A 15,859-nucleotide genomic window follows, 5' to 3' on the forward strand; every position below is an offset into this window, starting at 1 on the left:
GGGCCTGTCCGCTCACGGGGGCCCGGCCTTGTAGCCCACCCCGCGCACCGTCAGCACGACCTCCGGCTTCTCCGGGTCGCGCTCGACCTTGGCCCGCAGCCGCTGGACGTGGACGTTGACCAGCCGGGTGTCGGCGGCGTGCCGGTAGCCCCAGACCTGCTCGAGCAGCAGCTCCCGGGTGAACACCTGGCGCGGCTTGCGGGCCAGCGCCACCAGCAGGTCGAACTCGAGCGGGGTGAGCGCGATGGGCACGCCGTCGCGGCTCACCTGGTGCGCCGGGACGTCGATCTGCACGTCGCCGATGCTGAGGTTCTCCGCCTGTCCCGTCTCGCCCCGGCGCAGCTGGGCCCGAACGCGGGCCACCAGCTCGACGGGCTTGAACGGCTTGGTGACGTAGTCGTCGGCGCCGGCCTCCAGTCCCTGGACGACGTCGATCGTGTCGCCCTTGGCGGTGAGCATGACGATCGGCACGGTCGACTGGGTGCGGATGTCCTGGCAGATCTGCAGGCCGTTGCGGCCGGGCAGCATCAGGTCGAGGAGCACCAGGTCGGGCCGGGTCTGCTGGAAGACGCCGACTGCGCGGTTCCCGTCGGAGACGAAGGCCGGCTCGTACCCCTCGCGCCGCAGCACGATGCCGAGCATCTCGGCGAGGGCGGCGTCGTCGTCGACGACGAGGACGCGGCCGCGACTGGGGCCGTTCTGGGGAGCGGTGGGTGCCACGACGACCATTCTGCGCTGGTCGGGGGCGAAGACGCCCGTCCCCCACCCGCCCGGGTGGGGCGGATGGGGGACGGGGCGCTCTCAGTAGCGGTAGTGGTCGCTCTTGAAGGGACCCTCGACCGGCACGCCGATGTAGTCGGCCTGCACCTTGGACAGCTCCGTGAGCTTCACCCCGAGGGCGTCGAGGTGCAGCCGCGCCACGTGCTCGTCGAGCTTCTTCGGCAGCACCGTGACGCCGGGGGTCTGCCCCTCGTAGGCGGCGCGGTTGGTCCACAGCTCGATCTGCGCCAGCACCTGGTTCGAGAACGACGCGCTCATCACGAAACTGGGGTGGCCGGTGGCGTTGCCCAGGTTCAGCAGCCGGCCCTCCGACAGCAGGATGATCGTGTGGCCGTCGGCGAACCGCCACTCGTCGACCTGCGGCTTGATCGTCGTCCGCTCGATGCCGGGGGTGCGGGCCAGGCCGGCCACGTCGATCTCGTTGTCGAAGTGCCCGATGTTGCCGATGATCGCCTGGTGCTTGGTCCGCCCGAGCTGCTCGGCGGAGATGATGTCCTTGTTGCCGGTCGCGGTGATGATGATGTCGGCCTTGCCGATGACCTCGTCGAGCGTGGTCACCTCGTAGCCGTGCATCGCCGCCTGCAGCGCGCAGATCGGGTCGATCTCGGTGACGATCACCCGGGCGCCCTGGCCGCGCAGCGAGTCCGCGCAGCCCTTGCCGACGTCGCCGTAGCCGCAGACCACGGCCACCTTGCCGCCGATCATCACGTCGGTGGCGCGGTTGATGCCGTCGATCAGCGAGTGCCGGCAGCCGTACAGGTTGTCGAACTTGCTCTTGGTCACCGAGTCGTTGACGTTGATCGCCGGGAACAGCAGCCGCCCCTCGCGGGCCAGCTCGTACAGGCGCATGACGCCGGTGGTGGTCTCCTCGGTGACGCCCTTGAGGCCCTGGCCGATGCGGGTCCAGTACTGCCCGTCCTGGGCCAGCGTGCCGCGCAGGACGTCGAGGATGACGCCGTACTCCTCCGAGTCGGCCCCGGTGGTGTCGGGCACGACGCCGTCGGCCTCCGAGCGGGTGCCCAGGTGCACCAGCAGGGTGGCGTCGCCGCCGTCGTCCAGCAGCATGTTCGGGCCGACGACGGCGCCGTCCTCGTCGCGGAACTCGAACAGGCGCTGGGTGCACCACCAGTACTCCTCCAGCGTCTCGCCCTTCCAGGCGAACACCGGGACGCCGGCGGGCTGCTCGGGGGTGCCGTCGCCGACGACGATCGCCGCGGCGGCGTGGTCCTGGGTGGAGAAGATGTTGCAGCTGACCCAGCGGACGTCGGCGCCGAGCGCGACCAGCGTCTCGATGAGGACGGCCGTCTGCACGGTCATGTGCAGGGAGCCGGCGATGCGGGCGCCGGCCAGCGGCTGGGCGTCGCCGTACTCGGCGCGCAGCGCCATGAGGCCGGGCATCTCGTGCTCGGCGAGGCGGATCTCCTTGCGGCCGAAGCCGTGCAGGGAGAGGTCGGCGACCTTGAAGTCGCCGTCGGTCAGGGTGGTGGGGGTGCCGGTGCTGGTGGTCATGAAAGCTCCAGGTGTGCCCGGCGCGGCGGCCGGGCGGTGCGGTCGGATGCAGGGTCGCTTCGATCCCCGGTACCGGGGAGAGCGAGCATGCCGAGGCTTCGGCGGGGCTCGTGCCGTTCTCCAGGATAGGCGGCGGCCGCAAGCCCGTCGCCCGTCGACCGGCCGAGCGGGTCAGCCCTCGCAGCCGATCCCGTCGCCGTCGCCGTCGAAGGACGGCCGCCAGCCGGGGTCGCCGACGTGGATCGGGGCGGCGCCGGCGGCCCGGACGGCGCCGCAGTCCGCGTAGGACGCCCCGTCCGAGGGAGCCGTCTCGGGCTGGTCGGCGACGGCGGTCGCCGCGGGCAGCGGCTCGTCCGGGCACCGTGCGAGGACGCCGGACATGGCGTCCCGCTCCGCCGGCGTCGCCCACAACCCGTAGGCGACCTTGACCGCGACCTGCCGCGCCACGTACGCACAGCGGTAGCCGGTGTCCGGCGGCAGCCAGGTGGCGGCGTCGCCGTCGCCCTTCTGCATGTTGAGCGGCCCGTCGACGGCCAGCAGGTTCAGCGGGTCGTTGGCGAAGGCGGTCCTGGTCGCGCCGTCCCATTGCTGGGCGCCCTTCTGCCAGGCGTCGGAGAGCGCGACGACGTGGTCGACCTGCACGTCGTCGCTGGTGTCCTGACCCCGCTGGAAGCTGATCGTCCGGCCCGAGTACGGATCGGCGAGCGTGCCGGTGAGCACCACGCAGTTCCGGGTGCCGGGCCGGAACGTCTCGCCGGTGAGGTCACGGGCCAGGACGTCGTTGCGGGTGTCGCAGCCGTTGCGGTCGGTGTCCACCCAGCCGGAGCCGAACAGGTCGCGGTCGTAACCGGTGCGCGGCGCGCGCCCCTTGACCTCGAGCTCGTCGAGCGCTTCCAGCGCGGAGCCGCGTCCCGCCTGGACACCGTCGGCCGGGACACCGCTGGTGGCCCCGGCGCGCCCGCCGCTCCCGGCCGGGTCGTCGTCGACGCAGCCGGCCAGCGTGGACGCCAGGCCGAACGCCAGGACGGCGGAGGCGAGCCGGCGCGGCCGGGATGCGGGTCGGACGTGCACGGGACTCCCCACCGGCCGGAACTGCTTGCCGCCCGACGCTAGGCCGGGTCAGAGCCCGTTCGACGGCGCAACGCCGGGCGCCCCGGAGGTCTCAGCTCAGGTTCGTCGTCGTCCGGTAGAGGACGGCGGGACCGCGGGCGCTGACCGGCGCGCCGGCCGGGACGAACGCCGACCGGCCCTTCTCCAGCGTCAGCTCACCGTCGGCGGAGGCGAGCACCGCGGTGCCCTCGGTGCACAGCAGCAGCTGCGGGCCCCGGGTGGTGAGCGTGCCCGACTGTTCGTCGAGCTGGCACCGGGTGAGGTCGAAGTCGGCGACCGGCACCGGGTAGCGCAGGCCGCCGGGGCCCAGCACCGGGTGCAGGACCGGCACCCGCCCGTCGCTGAAGTCGAGCACCTCGATCAGCGCCGCGAGGTCGACGTGCTTGGCGGTGAGGCCGCCGCGCAGGACGTTGTCCGAGCTCGCCATCACCTCCACGCCGGCACCGGAGAGGTAGGCGTGCAGGTTGCCCGCGGGCAGGAACACCGCCTCCCCGGGGGCGAGCTTCAGGTGGTTGCACATCAGCGAGATGACCACGCCCGGATCGCCGGGGTAGGTCTCCGCGAGCGTCGCCGCCCACCGGTAGGTGTTGATGAACTCCGGGTCGTGCGCGGCGACGAAGCGGGCCGCCGCGGTCGAGACGGCGGCCACCAGCTCGGTCCGCCGCTCCCCCGGGAGCGCCAGCAGCTGCGGGATCGCCGCCCGGAGCCCGCCCCGGGCCAGCGCGGCGATCGTCGGCTTGAGTTCGGGCACCTGCAGCTTGGCCAGGCAGTGCAGCGACTCCTCCACCGGACGGAACCCGCACAGCGCCTCGAAGGTGGTGAGCGCGAGCAGCAGCTCCGGCTTGTGGCACGGGTCCTTGAACGTGCGCGTCGGGTCATCGTGCGGGATCCCCGCGGCCTCCTCGGCGGCGAACCCGGCCTGCGCCTGCTCCGGAGTGGGGTGCGCCTGCAGCGAGAGCGGGGTGTCGGCGGCGAGCACCTTCATCAGGAAGGGCAACCGCGCCCCGAAGCGCTCGACGACGGCGGCGCCCAGCAGCGCCTCCGGGTCGCCGGCGATCGCCTTGTCCAGGGGGCGGCCGTCGGCAAGGACGCTCGGCTCGTCGGGATGCGCGCCCACCCACAGCTCGGCGTGCGGCCGGTCGGCGGGCACGGGTTCACCCAGGAGGTCGGGGATGACGGTCCGGCTGCCCCATGGATAGAACCGCACACCGTTGCTCAGCTGCCACATCGTCTGCGCAGGTTACGTCCCTCGCCCGCGCCCCGGAACGGACGTTCACCCCGTGGGGCTGGTCGGCTCCGCTCCGGGGGGCCCTCCTGCCCGGCGGAGCCCGGTCACACGGCGGCGCGCACGTCCGGCGCGCCGAGCCGGGCGGCGTCGGCGGTGTGGTCGTCGGGCATCCGCTGCGACTCCCGCTCGGCCTCGACCCGCGCGCCGTAGTGGGCGACCTCGCGGGCGGTGCGCTCCTCGTCCCAGCCGAGCACCTGCGCCATGCGGGCCGCCACCTCGGGCGCGGACTCCACACCCCGGTGCGGGGTCTCGATCGAGATCCGCGTGCGCCGGGTGAGCACGTCGTCGACGTGCAGGGCGCCCTCGGCCGTGACCGCGTGCACCACCTCCGCGGCCAGGTGGTGGGGAGCACCGGCCAGGGGGCGGCCCAGTGCGGGGTCCTGCCGCACCAGGTCCAGCACGGCGGTCACCTGGTCGCCGTGGCGCTCGAGCAACCGCGCCACGGCGTCCTCCGCGACCCCGTACTCGGCGGCCAGCCCGGCCGCACGGTCCCGGACGCCGGCCCAGCCGCGAGCGCCGACCAGCGGGAGCTCCGCGGTGCGCGACCGCGGCGCGCCCGGCAGCCCCTCGACAGCAGCGTCGACGGCGTCGGCGGCCATCACCCGGTAGGTCGTGTACTTGCCGCCGGCCACGAGCACCAGCCCCGGCACCGGCATGACGACGGCGTGCTCCCGGGAGAGCCGGCTGGTGTCGTCGGACTCCCCCGCCAGCAGCGGTCGCAGGCCGGCGTACACCCCGACGACGTCGTCGGCCGTGAGGGGACGGGCGAGGACCCGGTTCACCTGGTCGAGCAGGTAACCGATGTCGGCGCTGCTCGCGGCGGGGTGGTCGCGGTCCAGCCGCCAGGGGGTGTCGGTGGTGCCGACGATCCAGTGCTCGTGCCACGGGATCACGAACAGCACGCTGGTGGGAGTCCGCAGGATCAGCCCGCTCGGGTCGAGGTCGCCGCCGTCGATGGCCGCGCGCGGCACGACCAGGTGCACGCCCTTCGAGGCCCGGACCTTCAGGCTGGGGGCCGAGGTCCCGAGCATCTCCCCCACGTCGTCGCTCCACACCCCGGTGGCGGCGACGACGCTGCGGGCCCGGACGGTGAACGAGGAGCCGTCGGTGAGGTCGGCGACCCGCACCCCCACGACGGCGGCGTCCGGGCCGTCCCCGTCGCGCAGCAACCCGACCACGCGGGCGCTGGACAGCACGGCGGCGCCGTACCCGGCCGCGGTACGGACCACCGCGAGGGTGTGCCGGGCGTCGTCGACCTGGGCGTCCCAGTAGCGGATGGCCCCCCGGACGGCGTCGCGCCGCAACGCCGGGAAGGTCGCCAGCACGGCCCGCCGGGACAGGTGCCGGTGGCGTGGGATCACCCGGTCGCGGGTGAAGGCGGCGCCGAGCACGTCGTAGAGCGCGACACCCGCCCCGTAGTAGGCCCGCTGCCAGACCGGGGCGGTCAGCGGCAGCAGGAACGGCAGCGGCCGCACCAGGTGGGGCGCGATCGTGCCGACCAGCCGGGACCGCTCCTTGAGCGCCTCGCGCACCAGCGGGAAGGCCAACTGCTCGAGGTAGCGCAGGCCGCCGTGGATCAGCTTGCTCGACCGGCTCGACGTGCCGGCGGCCCAGTCACGGGCCTCCAGCAGCCCCACCGACAGCCCCCGGCTGGCGGCGTCCAGGGCGGCGCCCGCACCGGTGACCCCACCGCCGATCACGAGGACGTCGACGACGCCGTCGGCCAGCCGGGCGCGGTCGGCCCGCCGGCGCTCCGGTGACAGCAGCGTGCGGTCGGTCTCCCCCGGGTGCATGGCCCCCACTGTCCCCTATCGGGTGCTCAGTGCGACGCGGCACCGGCCTTGCGGCGGTGCACCGTCAGGTTCATCACCAGCACGATCAGCGCCCCGACGACGAGGCCCAGGATCGCGCTGGCCACCGTGTTGACCAGCCAGCCCACGACCCCGCCGAGCGCACCCGTGGCGTCGTGCGCGGCCTCCTCCAGGTGGTGCACGAACTCGTAGAGCGGGTGGAAGCCGAGCTCGTCGGTGCCCAGCAGGATGATGTGCCCGCCGACCCACAGCATCGCGGCCGTCCCGACCACGGTGAGGGCGGTGAGCAGGCGGGGCATTCCCTTCACCAGCGCGCGGCCGAACGAGGCCAGGCCCTGCCCGGGGCGCTGGGACAACCGCAGCCCGACGTCGTCCATCTTCACGATGACGCCGACGACGCCGTACACGAGGACGGTGATGCCCACGGCGACGACGACGAGGATGATCGCCCGGGTCCAGAACGCCTCCGCGGCGACCTCGTTCAGCGAGATCACCATGATCTCCGCCGACAGGATGAAGTCGGTGCGCACGGCTCCGGCCACGATCGTCTTCTCGTCCGGGAGCGCGTCCTCGACCGTCGCGTGGACCTCGTGGTGGCCACTGACCTTGTGCCACACCTTCTCGGCGCCCTCGTAGCAGAGGTACGCGCCGCCGATCATGAGGATCGGGGTGAGGAGGAACGGCAGGAACTGGCTGAGCAGCAGGATGGCGGGCAGGATGACCAGCAGCTTGTTGCGCAGCGAGCCGACGGCGATCTTCCGGATGATCGGCAGCTCGCGCTCGGCGTTCAGGCCGTGCACGTACTGCGGCGTGACGGCGGTGTCGTCCACCACGACGCCGGCCGCCTTCATGCTGGCCCGCCCAGCGGCGGCCCCGATGTCGTCGATCGACGCGGCGGCGGCCCGCGCGAGCACCGCGACGTCGTCGAACAGGGCTACGAGTCCACCCGCCACGGGAAGTCCTTCCGGTCGGTCGGCACCCGCTGTGCCGCCCCAGTGATGGTGAGGTGTCCGGTCGCTCCCCGCACGGGGGGGCGACCCGGAGGGGTCAGGAGCCCGCGGCCCGCTCGCGGTCGAGCGCCAGTGCCAGGTAGACCGCGCTGAAGTCGGCGACGGCGAGCTGACGGGCCAGCCGCGGCAGCCGCGGGTACCGATCGGGATCGCCGTGCTCGGCCAGCCCGCTGACCGGTACGCCGTGGGTGGCCGCGGTCCGCAGCACCTGCTGCATCGCCTCGGCCGCCGACCGGGGTTCGCGCTCCCCCGCGCCGTCGTGCCCACCGGCGTCGCTGTCCCGGATGGTGAGCAGCCGCATCCGCCGGCCGGCGTCGTCGGCCCGGTCCCGGAAGAAGTCGTCGCCGTCCTGCGGCGCCAGCGGCCCCCCGAGCACGGCGCAGGCCGCGACGCGCTGGTCGGGCAACCGGAAGCCGGTGACCGGCAGGCCGGCGAGCGTGGCCAGCTGATCGGCGATCCGGCCGGCGGCCGCGCCGGCGAGCGGGCCCTCGGCGGCGATCACCGGCAGGGCGTCGAGCAGCTCCAGGGCGAGGGTCTTCGCCGGGTTCACGAAGGACTCCCGCGTCGGACCGCACTCCTGGGCGATCTCGTCGAGAGCGGTGGCCACCGCCTCGGGATCGGCCACGCCGTCGGGCAGCAGCCGGAGGTCGGTGGCCAGCCGCAGCATGGGGGTGAGCAGCGACCACAGCGTGGTGTGCTGCACCCGGGAGCGGGGCAGCGCCACGTACGGCGCCCGTGCCGCGGAGCAGACCGAGCGCAACGGCGCGTCGTCGGCGCCGATGCCGACCAGCGACACGCCCCTCCGGGCGGCCTCGTAGGCCGGGCCCACCGCGTACGTGCCGGCCCCGGTGCGGGTCGCCATCACCGCGATGTCGCTCGGGCCCGCCCACACCGGCAGCGCCGGGCCGGGCACGACCTCCACCGTCACCGGGCTGGACGGCCCGAGCAGCGCCCGGAGCACGGACGCCGCGACGGCGCCCTCCCGCCGGGCGACGACGATCAGCCCGCGTGGGCGGCCGCCCCCGGTGACCCGGTCGAGCGCGGCCTCCTCGGTGAGCCGCGCCGTCTCGCGCACCTGCGCTCCGGCTCCGGCCACCGCCGGCAGCAGGCCCCGCGGATCGCGGGCGCGCAGCAGACCGAGGTCGTCGAGGACCTCCTCGGCGAGCTCGGGCGAGGTCATGGCGTGCCCGTCCTCACCCGCGCTGCCGCGCCTCGTCGAGGAGCAGCACGGGGATGCCGTCACGAACGGGGAACGCCCGGTGGCAGGTGCCGCAGACCAGCTCACCGGCCGCCTCGTCGACGGTCAGCGGCGTGTGGTGGCTGTCGGGGCAGGCCAGGATCGACAGCAGGTCCGGGTCCAGGCCCAACGGGCCGCCGGTCGGACTGCTCTGGGTTCCGCTCATCCCTGCTCCTGTCCCTCGCGCACCGTCGCCAGCACCTGGTCGCGCAGCTCGGTCATCCGCGCCACGTCCGGCGCCTCCACGTTCAGCCGCAGCAGCGGCTCGGTGTTGCTGGCCCGCAGGTTGAACCACGCACCGTCGGGCAGCTCGACGGTCAGCCCGTCGAGCTCGTCGACCGTGACGCCATCCTGCTCCTCGTAGACGGCGCGCACGGCGGCCGTCCGCTCCGCCGCGTCGGCCACCGTGGAGTTGATCTCCCCCGACGCCGCGTACCGCGAGTAGGCCGCGGTCAGCTCCGACAGCGACCGCCCCTGCTCCCCGAGCGCGGCGAGGACGTGCATGGCCGCGAGCATGCCGGTGTCGGCCCGCCAGAAGTCGCGGAAGTAGTAGTGCGCGGAGTGCTCGCCGCCGAAGACGGCGTCGGTGCGGGCCATCTCGGCCTTGATGAACGAGTGGCCCACGCGCGTGCGCACCGGCTCGCCGCCGTGCTCGCGCACGATCTCGGGGACCGCCTTCGAGGTGATCAGGTTGTGGATGATCGTCGTCCCGCGGCCCTTGGCCAACTCGCGGACCGCGACCAGCGCGGTGATCGCCGACGGGCTGACCGGCTCGCCCCGCTCGTCCACGACGAACACCCGGTCGGCGTCCCCGTCGAACGCCAGGCCGATGTCGGCCCCGTGCTCGACGACGGCCCGCTGCAGGTCGACCAGGTTCGCCGGGTCCAGCGGGTTCGCCTCGTGGTTGGGGAACGAGCCGTCCAGCTCGAAGTACAGCGGGACGACGTCGAGCGGCAGCCCCTCGAGGACCACCGGGACGGTGTGTCCGCCCATGCCGTTGCCCGCGTCGACGACGACCCGCAGCCGGCGGATGGTGGAGAGGTCGACCAGGGCGCGCAGGTGCGCGGCGTACTCGTGCAGCACGTCCCGCGAGGTGACCTCGCCGATCCGGTCGGGGGTGCGGTCGTAGGAGTCCCGCTCGGCCCACTCGCGGATGGTGACCAGCCCGGAGTCCTGCCCGATGGGGGCCGCCCCGGCGCGGCACATCTTGATGCCGTTGTACTGCGCGGGGTTGTGGCTGGCCGTGAACATCGCCCCGGGGATGCCGAGCGACCCGGCGGCGAAGTACAGCAGGTCGGTGGACCCGAGGCCGGCCTCGACCACGTCGACGCCCCGGGCGATGACGCCCTCGGCGAAGGCGCGGGAGAGCGGGACGGAGGACTCGCGCATGTCGTGCGCGGTCACCACGGCCGTCGCGCCGCTGTCGGCGACGACGAACTCGGCGAACGCCGCGCCGATCGCGCGGGCGACGTCCTCGTCCCACTGGTCGGGGACGACACCGCGGACGTCGTAGGCCTTGATCAGCACCGAGAGATCGGACAACCCAGCCCATCCTCGCTGTCGGAACGGCCGCGACCGGGCGGCCGGCGGCGTCGCCGACCCTAGTGGCGCGACCTCCCGCTCAGCGCGAGGGGCGTCTCAGGGCAGGTCGGGCAGGACCCGCAGGTGACCGCGGCGGATGCCGCTGCCGTCGTCGGCCGGGGCGCGCACCGGCTCGGGCCGGGCGGCCTCGCGGACGGCGTCGGCCAGGGCCAGCAGGTCGTCGCCGGTCGGGCCGACGTCGTCGAGGTCGATCTCGTGGCGGACGACCTCCCAGCCACGCGGCACGGTCAGCCGCTCGGCGTGGAACTCGCACAGGTCGTAGCTGTGCGGTTCGGAGTACGTCGCCAACGGGCCGACAACGGCCATCGACTCCGCGTACACGTAGGTCAACGTCGCCGCTGCCGGTTGCGCGCAGCCGCTGCGCGAGCAGCGACGTGACTGCCTCACCACCGGTTCCTCACGCAAGGCACACTAATCCCGCCCGGCGGTGCGCGACAGCAGGCACACCGGGAATCCCGCCGCGACGCACCATCCTGCACGATGACCCCGTGGGCATCGTCACCGGTGGGACGCCGGGCGGGAGCGGCCCGGGCGCGGGCGGGGCAACGGCCCGGCGGGCCGATCGGGCGCCCGGCGTGTCCTGCCCCGCCGTACCCTTCGACCCGTCATGAGCCACCCACCCCGCCGCCCCGGCCGTTCCCGCCGCGACCGCCACGGCCGCGGCCTGCGCAGCCGGCTGGTGCCCGCCGAGGCACCGCTGGCGCGCAGCCGCGCCGAGCAGTTCGACGACCTGGTGCTCGACGCGGTCGAGGACCTGGAGCGCCGCTGGGAGCGGGAGCTGGCCGGCGTGGAGTTCGCCGTCGAGGACGTGCCCTGGGTGGAGCGCACCGATCCCGACGAGGCGCTGCTGGACTCGGACGTCCTCGACGACGGCGGCGTCCCGCTCTCCCGGCTGCTGCCCGCCCGCAGGGAGCAGGGGCAGGACGTCCCGCCGCGGATCGTCGTCTACCGGCGGCCGCTCGAGCTGCGCGCCCACGACCGCGAGGACCTGGCCGACCTGGTCCGCGACGTCGTCGTCGACCAGGTGGCGACCCTGCTTGGACGCGACCCCGAGGAGATCGACCCGACCGGCTGAGATGCTGGGCGCGATGGACGCCGCCACCGCAGCCGCCTGGCTGGTCCTGGGCGTGGCCCTGGGGGTGCTGGCGGTGATCGCCGCGGTCGCCGGCGGGACGGCCGCCCGCCGCCGGGACCGCACCGGCGGCCGGTCGCCCGGAGCGCGGGACGAGCGGGTCGACGACCTGGCCGACTTCCTGGAGCACCCGCCCGGCTCGCGCCCGGAGGCGCCGCCGTCCGCCACCGGCTGGGTGGCGCTCGCCCCGGCGCCCCCGGCGGCTCCCCCGCCGCGCGAGGAGAGCCGCCGGCGCGCGTCGCTCCCGCTGGCCGTCGCCTGCGTCGCCGCCCTGGTGCTGGTCGGCACCGCCGCGGCCGTCGCGGCCGGCAGCCGATCCGGGACCGGGGTCCCCCGGGCCGCGCCGGGGACGCCCGATCCGGCCGCCCCCGCGGTCGACGCCTCCCTCGTCGCCGACCTGGCCGTCGGCGGGCTCGTCCTCGAGCCACGGGCGGTGGGCGTGACCGCCGCCTACCCCGATCTGCGGCTGACCGCGGACGACGGCGCCGCGCGGCTGGAACTGCGGCTGCCCACCTACAACTGCCTCACCGCCGACGCCCCGGCCGACCCGGTCGCGGCCGGGTGCGCCGCCTCCCTCGTCGAGCACGCGACGGTCGAGCCGGCGGACCTGCGGCTCGACCGGGACGGGGACCGGCTGGTGCTGCGCGGGCAGGCCGCCACCTGGACACGGCCGGCGGGGTCGGGCGCCGAACCGACCGGCCGGGTCTACGAGTTCGAGCTCACCGTGGCGCCGGACGGGGCCCGCGCCCCGGACGGCAGCCGGTGCGCCGTCGGCGAGCTGCGGCTCGGCGGCGACAGCGCCCCGGTGCTGACCGACCGCAGCCGGATCCGCGGGACGGGCTGACCACCTCAGCCGGGCCGGCGCCACCCCGCTCCGGACAGGGTGACGACGGGGGCACCCATCTCGGTGCGCAGGCCGCCCTCACCCGCGATCCCCCACCACGGCCAGCGGTCCTCGCCGTCGACCAGGGTGAGCAGGCCGGCGCGCAGCCGGTCGCCGTCGGCGACCACGGCCACCTCCAGCCGGCCGATCGCCGCGTGCAGGCGGGCGGCGGCGCGCACGAAGGCACGCTGCCGGCGCTGCGGCACGGCGGCCAGCAGCTCCGGCAGCCAGCGCTCGAGCAGCCGGGGGTCGCAGCCGCGCTCGACCGGGCCGATGTCGTCGAGCGCGTCGACCAGGCGGGTGCTGCGCGCGTTGGCCGTCACGGAGGTGGGCAGCCGTGCCGCCAGGGCCCGGACGGTCGGGTCGCCGAGCGGGAGCCCGGACAGCCGCAGCGACCAAGGGCCGTGCTGCGCGCCCAGCAGGCCGAGCACGCCGTCGGCCAGCTGCCCGGCGGCGTCGTCGTCGCGGGCGAGCAGTCGTGCGGGGGGCCGCCCGCCGGGCAGCGGCAGGAGCTCCTGCCCGAGGACGGAGACGACGGTGCGCGCGGCCCGGCGGCGCAGCGAGAGGAACGCGGCCGCCCGGGGCGGCCCGTCGCCGCTCCCGTCGACGACGACGGCGACCGGGCGGGCGAGGGTGCGGCGCGCGGCGTCCTCGTTCAGCACGGCGGTCAGCCACGGCGCGCGGGCGGTCACCGGAGCCCTGAGCGCGTCGGCCAGCGACTCGGCGGCGCGGACCTCGCGCGCCACCGGGGCGCGACCGACGGCGACGCGGGCGACCATGCCTGAACAGAACCACAGCCGCCGACGGAGGCCGTCGGCGGCTGCGGGGAGGACGACCCCCTCCTGCAGGAGGGGGAAGGGCGGGAGGGTCCTGCGGTCAGATGGCGCGGCGGCGCAGCCGGCGACGCTCGCGCTCGGAGAGCCCGCCCCAGATGCCGAAGCGCTCGTCGTTGGACAGCGCGTACTCGAGGCACTCGGCCTTGACCTCGCAGCCGGTGCAGATCTTCTTGGCCTCGCGGGTCGAGCCGCCCTTCTCGGGGAAGAACGCCTCGGGGTCGGTCTCCGCGCAGAGGGCGCGCTCCTGCCAGGACTGCGCGTCGGCCTCGAGGCCGAAGCCGCCGAAGCCGACGAATCCCCCCGCGCCGTGCCCGCCGGCCTGCGCGACGCCCTGGCCGGCGGCGGACCCCAGCCGGTCGGCCAACCGCTCGGTCCCGTTCACGTAGTCGCTCAACCACGACACCTCAGCCATGACGGTGCGTCCCCTCTCGCTTCTCGTCCCGGTGCGCGGCCGGCGAGACGTTCCCGGGCCGATCAGCACTCGTTGACACCGCGGGAATTACACGCGTGTCGTTGCCCGGTCGTCAACTTCGCCCGGTGTAAGCGACACGCCACACCAGCCCCACCGGTCACAGGGCCTTCGTCACATCTCGTGCCACACCTCGACACGCCCGGCGAACAGTCGACAACTGCCATCGGGCACGATGCGTTTCGTGCAGATCGTCGTGCTGGCAGGTGGCACCGGAGGGGCTCGATTCCTGCGCGGGGTGCGCGCGGCGGCCCCCGAGGCGGAGATCACCGCGGTGGTCAACACCGGGGACGACGTGACGCTGCACGGCCTGCGGATCTGCCCCGACCTGGACACCGTCGTCTACACGCTGGGCGGCGGCATCGACGAGGAGCGCGGCTGGGGCCGGGCCGGTGAGAGCTGGACCGTCAAGGAGGAGCTGGCCGCCTACGGCGCCGACCCCGCGTGGTTCGGACTCGGCGACCGCGATCTGGCGACCCACCTGATCCGCACCCGGATGCTCGACGCGGGCTATCCGCTCTCGGCGGTCACGGCCGCGCTGGCCGACCGGTGGCAGCCGGGCGTCACCGTGCTGCCGATGAGCGACCAGCGGGTCGAGACGCACGTCGTCGTCATCGACCCCGAGGAGGGCCGCCCGCGGGCGATCCACTTCCAGGAGTGGTGGGTGCGCCACCGGGCCGCGCTGGAGGCCTCGGCCTTCGTGCAGGTGGGCGTGGACGCCGCGCGCCCCGCCCCGGGCGTGGCCGAGGCGTTCGCCGCGGCCGACGCCGTGCTGCTGGCGCCGTCCAACCCGGTGGTCTCGATCGGCACGATCCTCGGCGTCCCCGGGCTGCGCGACGCGCTGCTGGCCTCCCCAGCGCGGATCGCCGGGGTGTCCCCCGTCGTCGGCGGTGCGGTGGTGCGCGGGATGGCCGACCGCTGCCTGCCCGTGCTCGGCATCGAGGTGAGCGCAGAGGGCGTGGGCCGGCACTACGGCGCACGCGGTGACGGCGGCCTGCTCGACGCCTGGCTGGTGGCCGAGGACGACGCCGCGGAACTCCCCGGGGTCGAGGTGCACCGGCTGCCGCTGCTGATGTCCTCCCCGGAGGCCACGGCCGCGCTGGCCCGCGCCACGCTCGACGCCTGTGCCTGAGCTCCCCGCCGGCCTGTCCGTGCTCCCGGTCGCGGGGCTGCCGGAGTTCGCGCCCGGCGACGACCTGGCCGCGGCCGTGGTGGCCGCCGCGCCCTGGCTGGCCGACGGCGACGTCGTGGTCGTCACCTCCAAGGTCGTCTCCAAGGTGGAGGGCCGGCTGGTGCGGGTGGAGCCCGGCACCGACCGGGAGGCCGCCCGGCAGCGGGCCATCGACGGCGAGACCGTGCGCACGGTGGCCCGCCGGGGCCCGCTGAAGATCGTGCAGACGCCGCAGGGCTGGGTCGTCGCCGCCGCCGGCATCGACGCCTCCAACGTCGCCCCCGACACCCTCGTCCTCCTGCCGGAGGACGGCGACGCCTCCGCCCGGCGGCTGCGGGCGCGGGTGCGCGAACTGGCCGGGGTGGACGTCGCCGTGGTGGTCAGCGACACCTTCGGGCGCACCTGGCGCGAGGGCCTCACCGACGTGGCCGTGGGCGCCGCCGGGATCGTCGCGCTCGACGACCACCGCGGCGCCGTCGACGCCCACGGCAACCGGCTGGAGACCACCCGGGTGGCGGTGGTCGACGAGCTCGCCGCCGCCGCGGACCTGGTGAAGGGCAAGCTCGCCGACGTCCCGGTGGCGGTCGTGCGGGGCCTTCCGCTGCAGCGCCCCGGCGAGGACGCCGACGAGGGCACCCGGCCGCTCGTGCGCCTCCCGGCCGACGACCTGTTCCCCTACGGCTCCCGGGACGTCGTGGGCTCGCGCGGGCCCGTCGCCGACCTGGTCCCCCGGTCCGGTGAGCGCGAGGCGGCCGCCGCGGCGTTCCGGGTGGCCAGCGCCGCGCTGCCGGAGTTCCCGGTGGTGCTCCGGCACGGCGGCGAGGGCGACGGCGTAGTCGACGTCCACCTCCCCGACGCCCTCACCACGACGTCGGCGCTCAACGCCGGAGCGCTGGTCGGCGCGGCGATCGTCCAGCTCCACGCGGAGGGCTGGGCCACCCGCTGGGAGCCGGCAGCCACCGCCGGTGGCACCTCACTCGTCGGGAGGCTGTGGCTGGGCAGCCCGGCGCCGTGAGCCGCA

General features: G+C 75.1%; 15 protein-coding genes and 1 pseudogene. 4 read left to right on the forward strand and 12 right to left on the reverse strand.

The genetic code is table 11. From position 1 onward, the window contains the following. Window positions 1-12: 12 nt before the first annotated feature. From mtrA to ABDB74_RS17180, 10 genes are all read right to left on the reverse strand, one after another. Window positions 13-729 carry an MtrAB system response regulator MtrA gene (gene mtrA, locus ABDB74_RS17135; RefSeq protein WP_346619967.1) on the reverse strand — a complete coding sequence of 239 codons (717 nt, stop codon included), beginning with the start codon at window positions 727-729 and terminating at the stop codon, window positions 13-15. A 72-nt stretch (window positions 730-801) separates the two neighbouring features. Beyond that, the gene (ahcY, locus tag ABDB74_RS17140) at window positions 802-2,289 is read right to left on the reverse strand and encodes an adenosylhomocysteinase (protein WP_346619968.1); all 1,488 of its coding nucleotides are present in this window, start codon (window positions 2,287-2,289) and stop codon (window positions 802-804) included. Window positions 2,290-2,460: 171 nt separating this feature from the next. Further along, the gene (locus ABDB74_RS17145) at window positions 2,461-3,360 is read right to left on the reverse strand and encodes a DUF1524 domain-containing protein (RefSeq protein ID WP_346619969.1); all 900 of its coding nucleotides are present in this window, start codon (window positions 3,358-3,360) and stop codon (window positions 2,461-2,463) included. A 91-nt stretch (window positions 3,361-3,451) separates the two neighbouring features. Further along, window positions 3,452-4,627, reverse strand: a complete 1,176-nt coding sequence (manA, locus tag ABDB74_RS17150; RefSeq protein WP_346619970.1) for a mannose-6-phosphate isomerase, class I — start codon at window positions 4,625-4,627, stop codon at window positions 3,452-3,454. Window positions 4,628-4,731: 104 nt separating this feature from the next. Further along, a complete protein-coding gene (locus ABDB74_RS17155) occupies window positions 4,732-6,480 on the reverse strand; it encodes a glycerol-3-phosphate dehydrogenase/oxidase (RefSeq protein ID WP_346619971.1) in 1,749 nt (582 codons plus the stop codon). 26 nt (window positions 6,481-6,506) lie between these two features. Next, entirely contained in the window at window positions 6,507-7,451 is a 945-nt protein-coding gene (locus tag ABDB74_RS17160; RefSeq protein WP_346619972.1) for a DUF808 domain-containing protein, read from the reverse strand. 94 nt (window positions 7,452-7,545) lie between these two features. After that, window positions 7,546-8,688 carry an SIS domain-containing protein gene (locus ABDB74_RS17165; protein WP_346619973.1) on the reverse strand — a complete coding sequence of 381 codons (1,143 nt, stop codon included), beginning with the start codon at window positions 8,686-8,688 and terminating at the stop codon, window positions 7,546-7,548. 13 nt (window positions 8,689-8,701) lie between these two features. Beyond that, a complete protein-coding gene (locus ABDB74_RS17170; protein WP_407062135.1) occupies window positions 8,702-8,911 on the reverse strand; it encodes a Trm112 family protein in 210 nt (69 codons plus the stop codon). Beyond that, a complete protein-coding gene (locus ABDB74_RS17175; protein WP_346619974.1) occupies window positions 8,908-10,287 on the reverse strand; it encodes a phosphomannomutase/phosphoglucomutase in 1,380 nt (459 codons plus the stop codon). The genes ABDB74_RS17170 and ABDB74_RS17175 overlap by 4 nt, the downstream gene beginning before the upstream one ends. 96 nt (window positions 10,288-10,383) lie before the next feature. Next, a complete protein-coding gene (locus ABDB74_RS17180; RefSeq protein WP_346619975.1) occupies window positions 10,384-10,734 on the reverse strand; it encodes a DUF3499 domain-containing protein in 351 nt (116 codons plus the stop codon). A 220-nt stretch (window positions 10,735-10,954) separates the two neighbouring features. Between ABDB74_RS17180 and ABDB74_RS17185 the strand changes: the two genes are divergently transcribed. Next, window positions 10,955-11,422, forward strand: a complete 468-nt coding sequence (locus tag ABDB74_RS17185; protein ID WP_346619976.1) for a metallopeptidase family protein — start codon at window positions 10,955-10,957, stop codon at window positions 11,420-11,422. A gap of 13 nt (window positions 11,423-11,435) precedes the next feature. Next, on the forward strand, window positions 11,436-12,323 hold the full coding sequence (locus ABDB74_RS17190) for a hypothetical protein (RefSeq protein WP_346619977.1): 888 nt from the start codon (window positions 11,436-11,438) through the stop codon (window positions 12,321-12,323). 5 nt (window positions 12,324-12,328) lie between these two features. On the opposite strand, the gene ABDB74_RS17195 is transcribed toward ABDB74_RS17190, so the two are convergent. Both ABDB74_RS17195 and ABDB74_RS17200 read right to left on the reverse strand, forming a co-directional pair. After that, window positions 12,329-13,141, reverse strand: coding sequence for a hypothetical protein (locus ABDB74_RS17195; protein ID WP_346619978.1), 813 nt, complete (start codon window positions 13,139-13,141; stop codon window positions 12,329-12,331). Window positions 13,142-13,238: 97 nt separating this feature from the next. After that, window positions 13,239-13,448 (reverse strand): annotated as a pseudogene (locus ABDB74_RS17200) (WhiB family transcriptional regulator); the annotation flags it as partial. Window positions 13,449-13,842: 394 nt separating this feature from the next. Here ABDB74_RS17200 and cofD point away from each other — a divergent pair. Then, a complete protein-coding gene (gene cofD, locus ABDB74_RS17205; RefSeq protein WP_346619979.1) occupies window positions 13,843-14,799 on the forward strand; it encodes a 2-phospho-L-lactate transferase in 957 nt (318 codons plus the stop codon). Continuing rightward, window positions 14,792-15,853: a coenzyme F420-0:L-glutamate ligase gene (locus ABDB74_RS17210; RefSeq protein ID WP_346619980.1), complete on the forward strand. Its 1,062-nt coding sequence runs from the start codon at window positions 14,792-14,794 to the stop codon at window positions 15,851-15,853. Before cofD ends, ABDB74_RS17210 begins: the two co-directional genes overlap by 8 nt. Window positions 15,854-15,859 lie beyond the last annotated feature (6 nt).

This window comes from Blastococcus sp. HT6-4 (assembly GCF_039679125.1).
In the GTDB taxonomy this organism is placed as follows: domain Bacteria; phylum Actinomycetota; class Actinomycetes; order Mycobacteriales; family Geodermatophilaceae; genus Blastococcus; species Blastococcus montanus.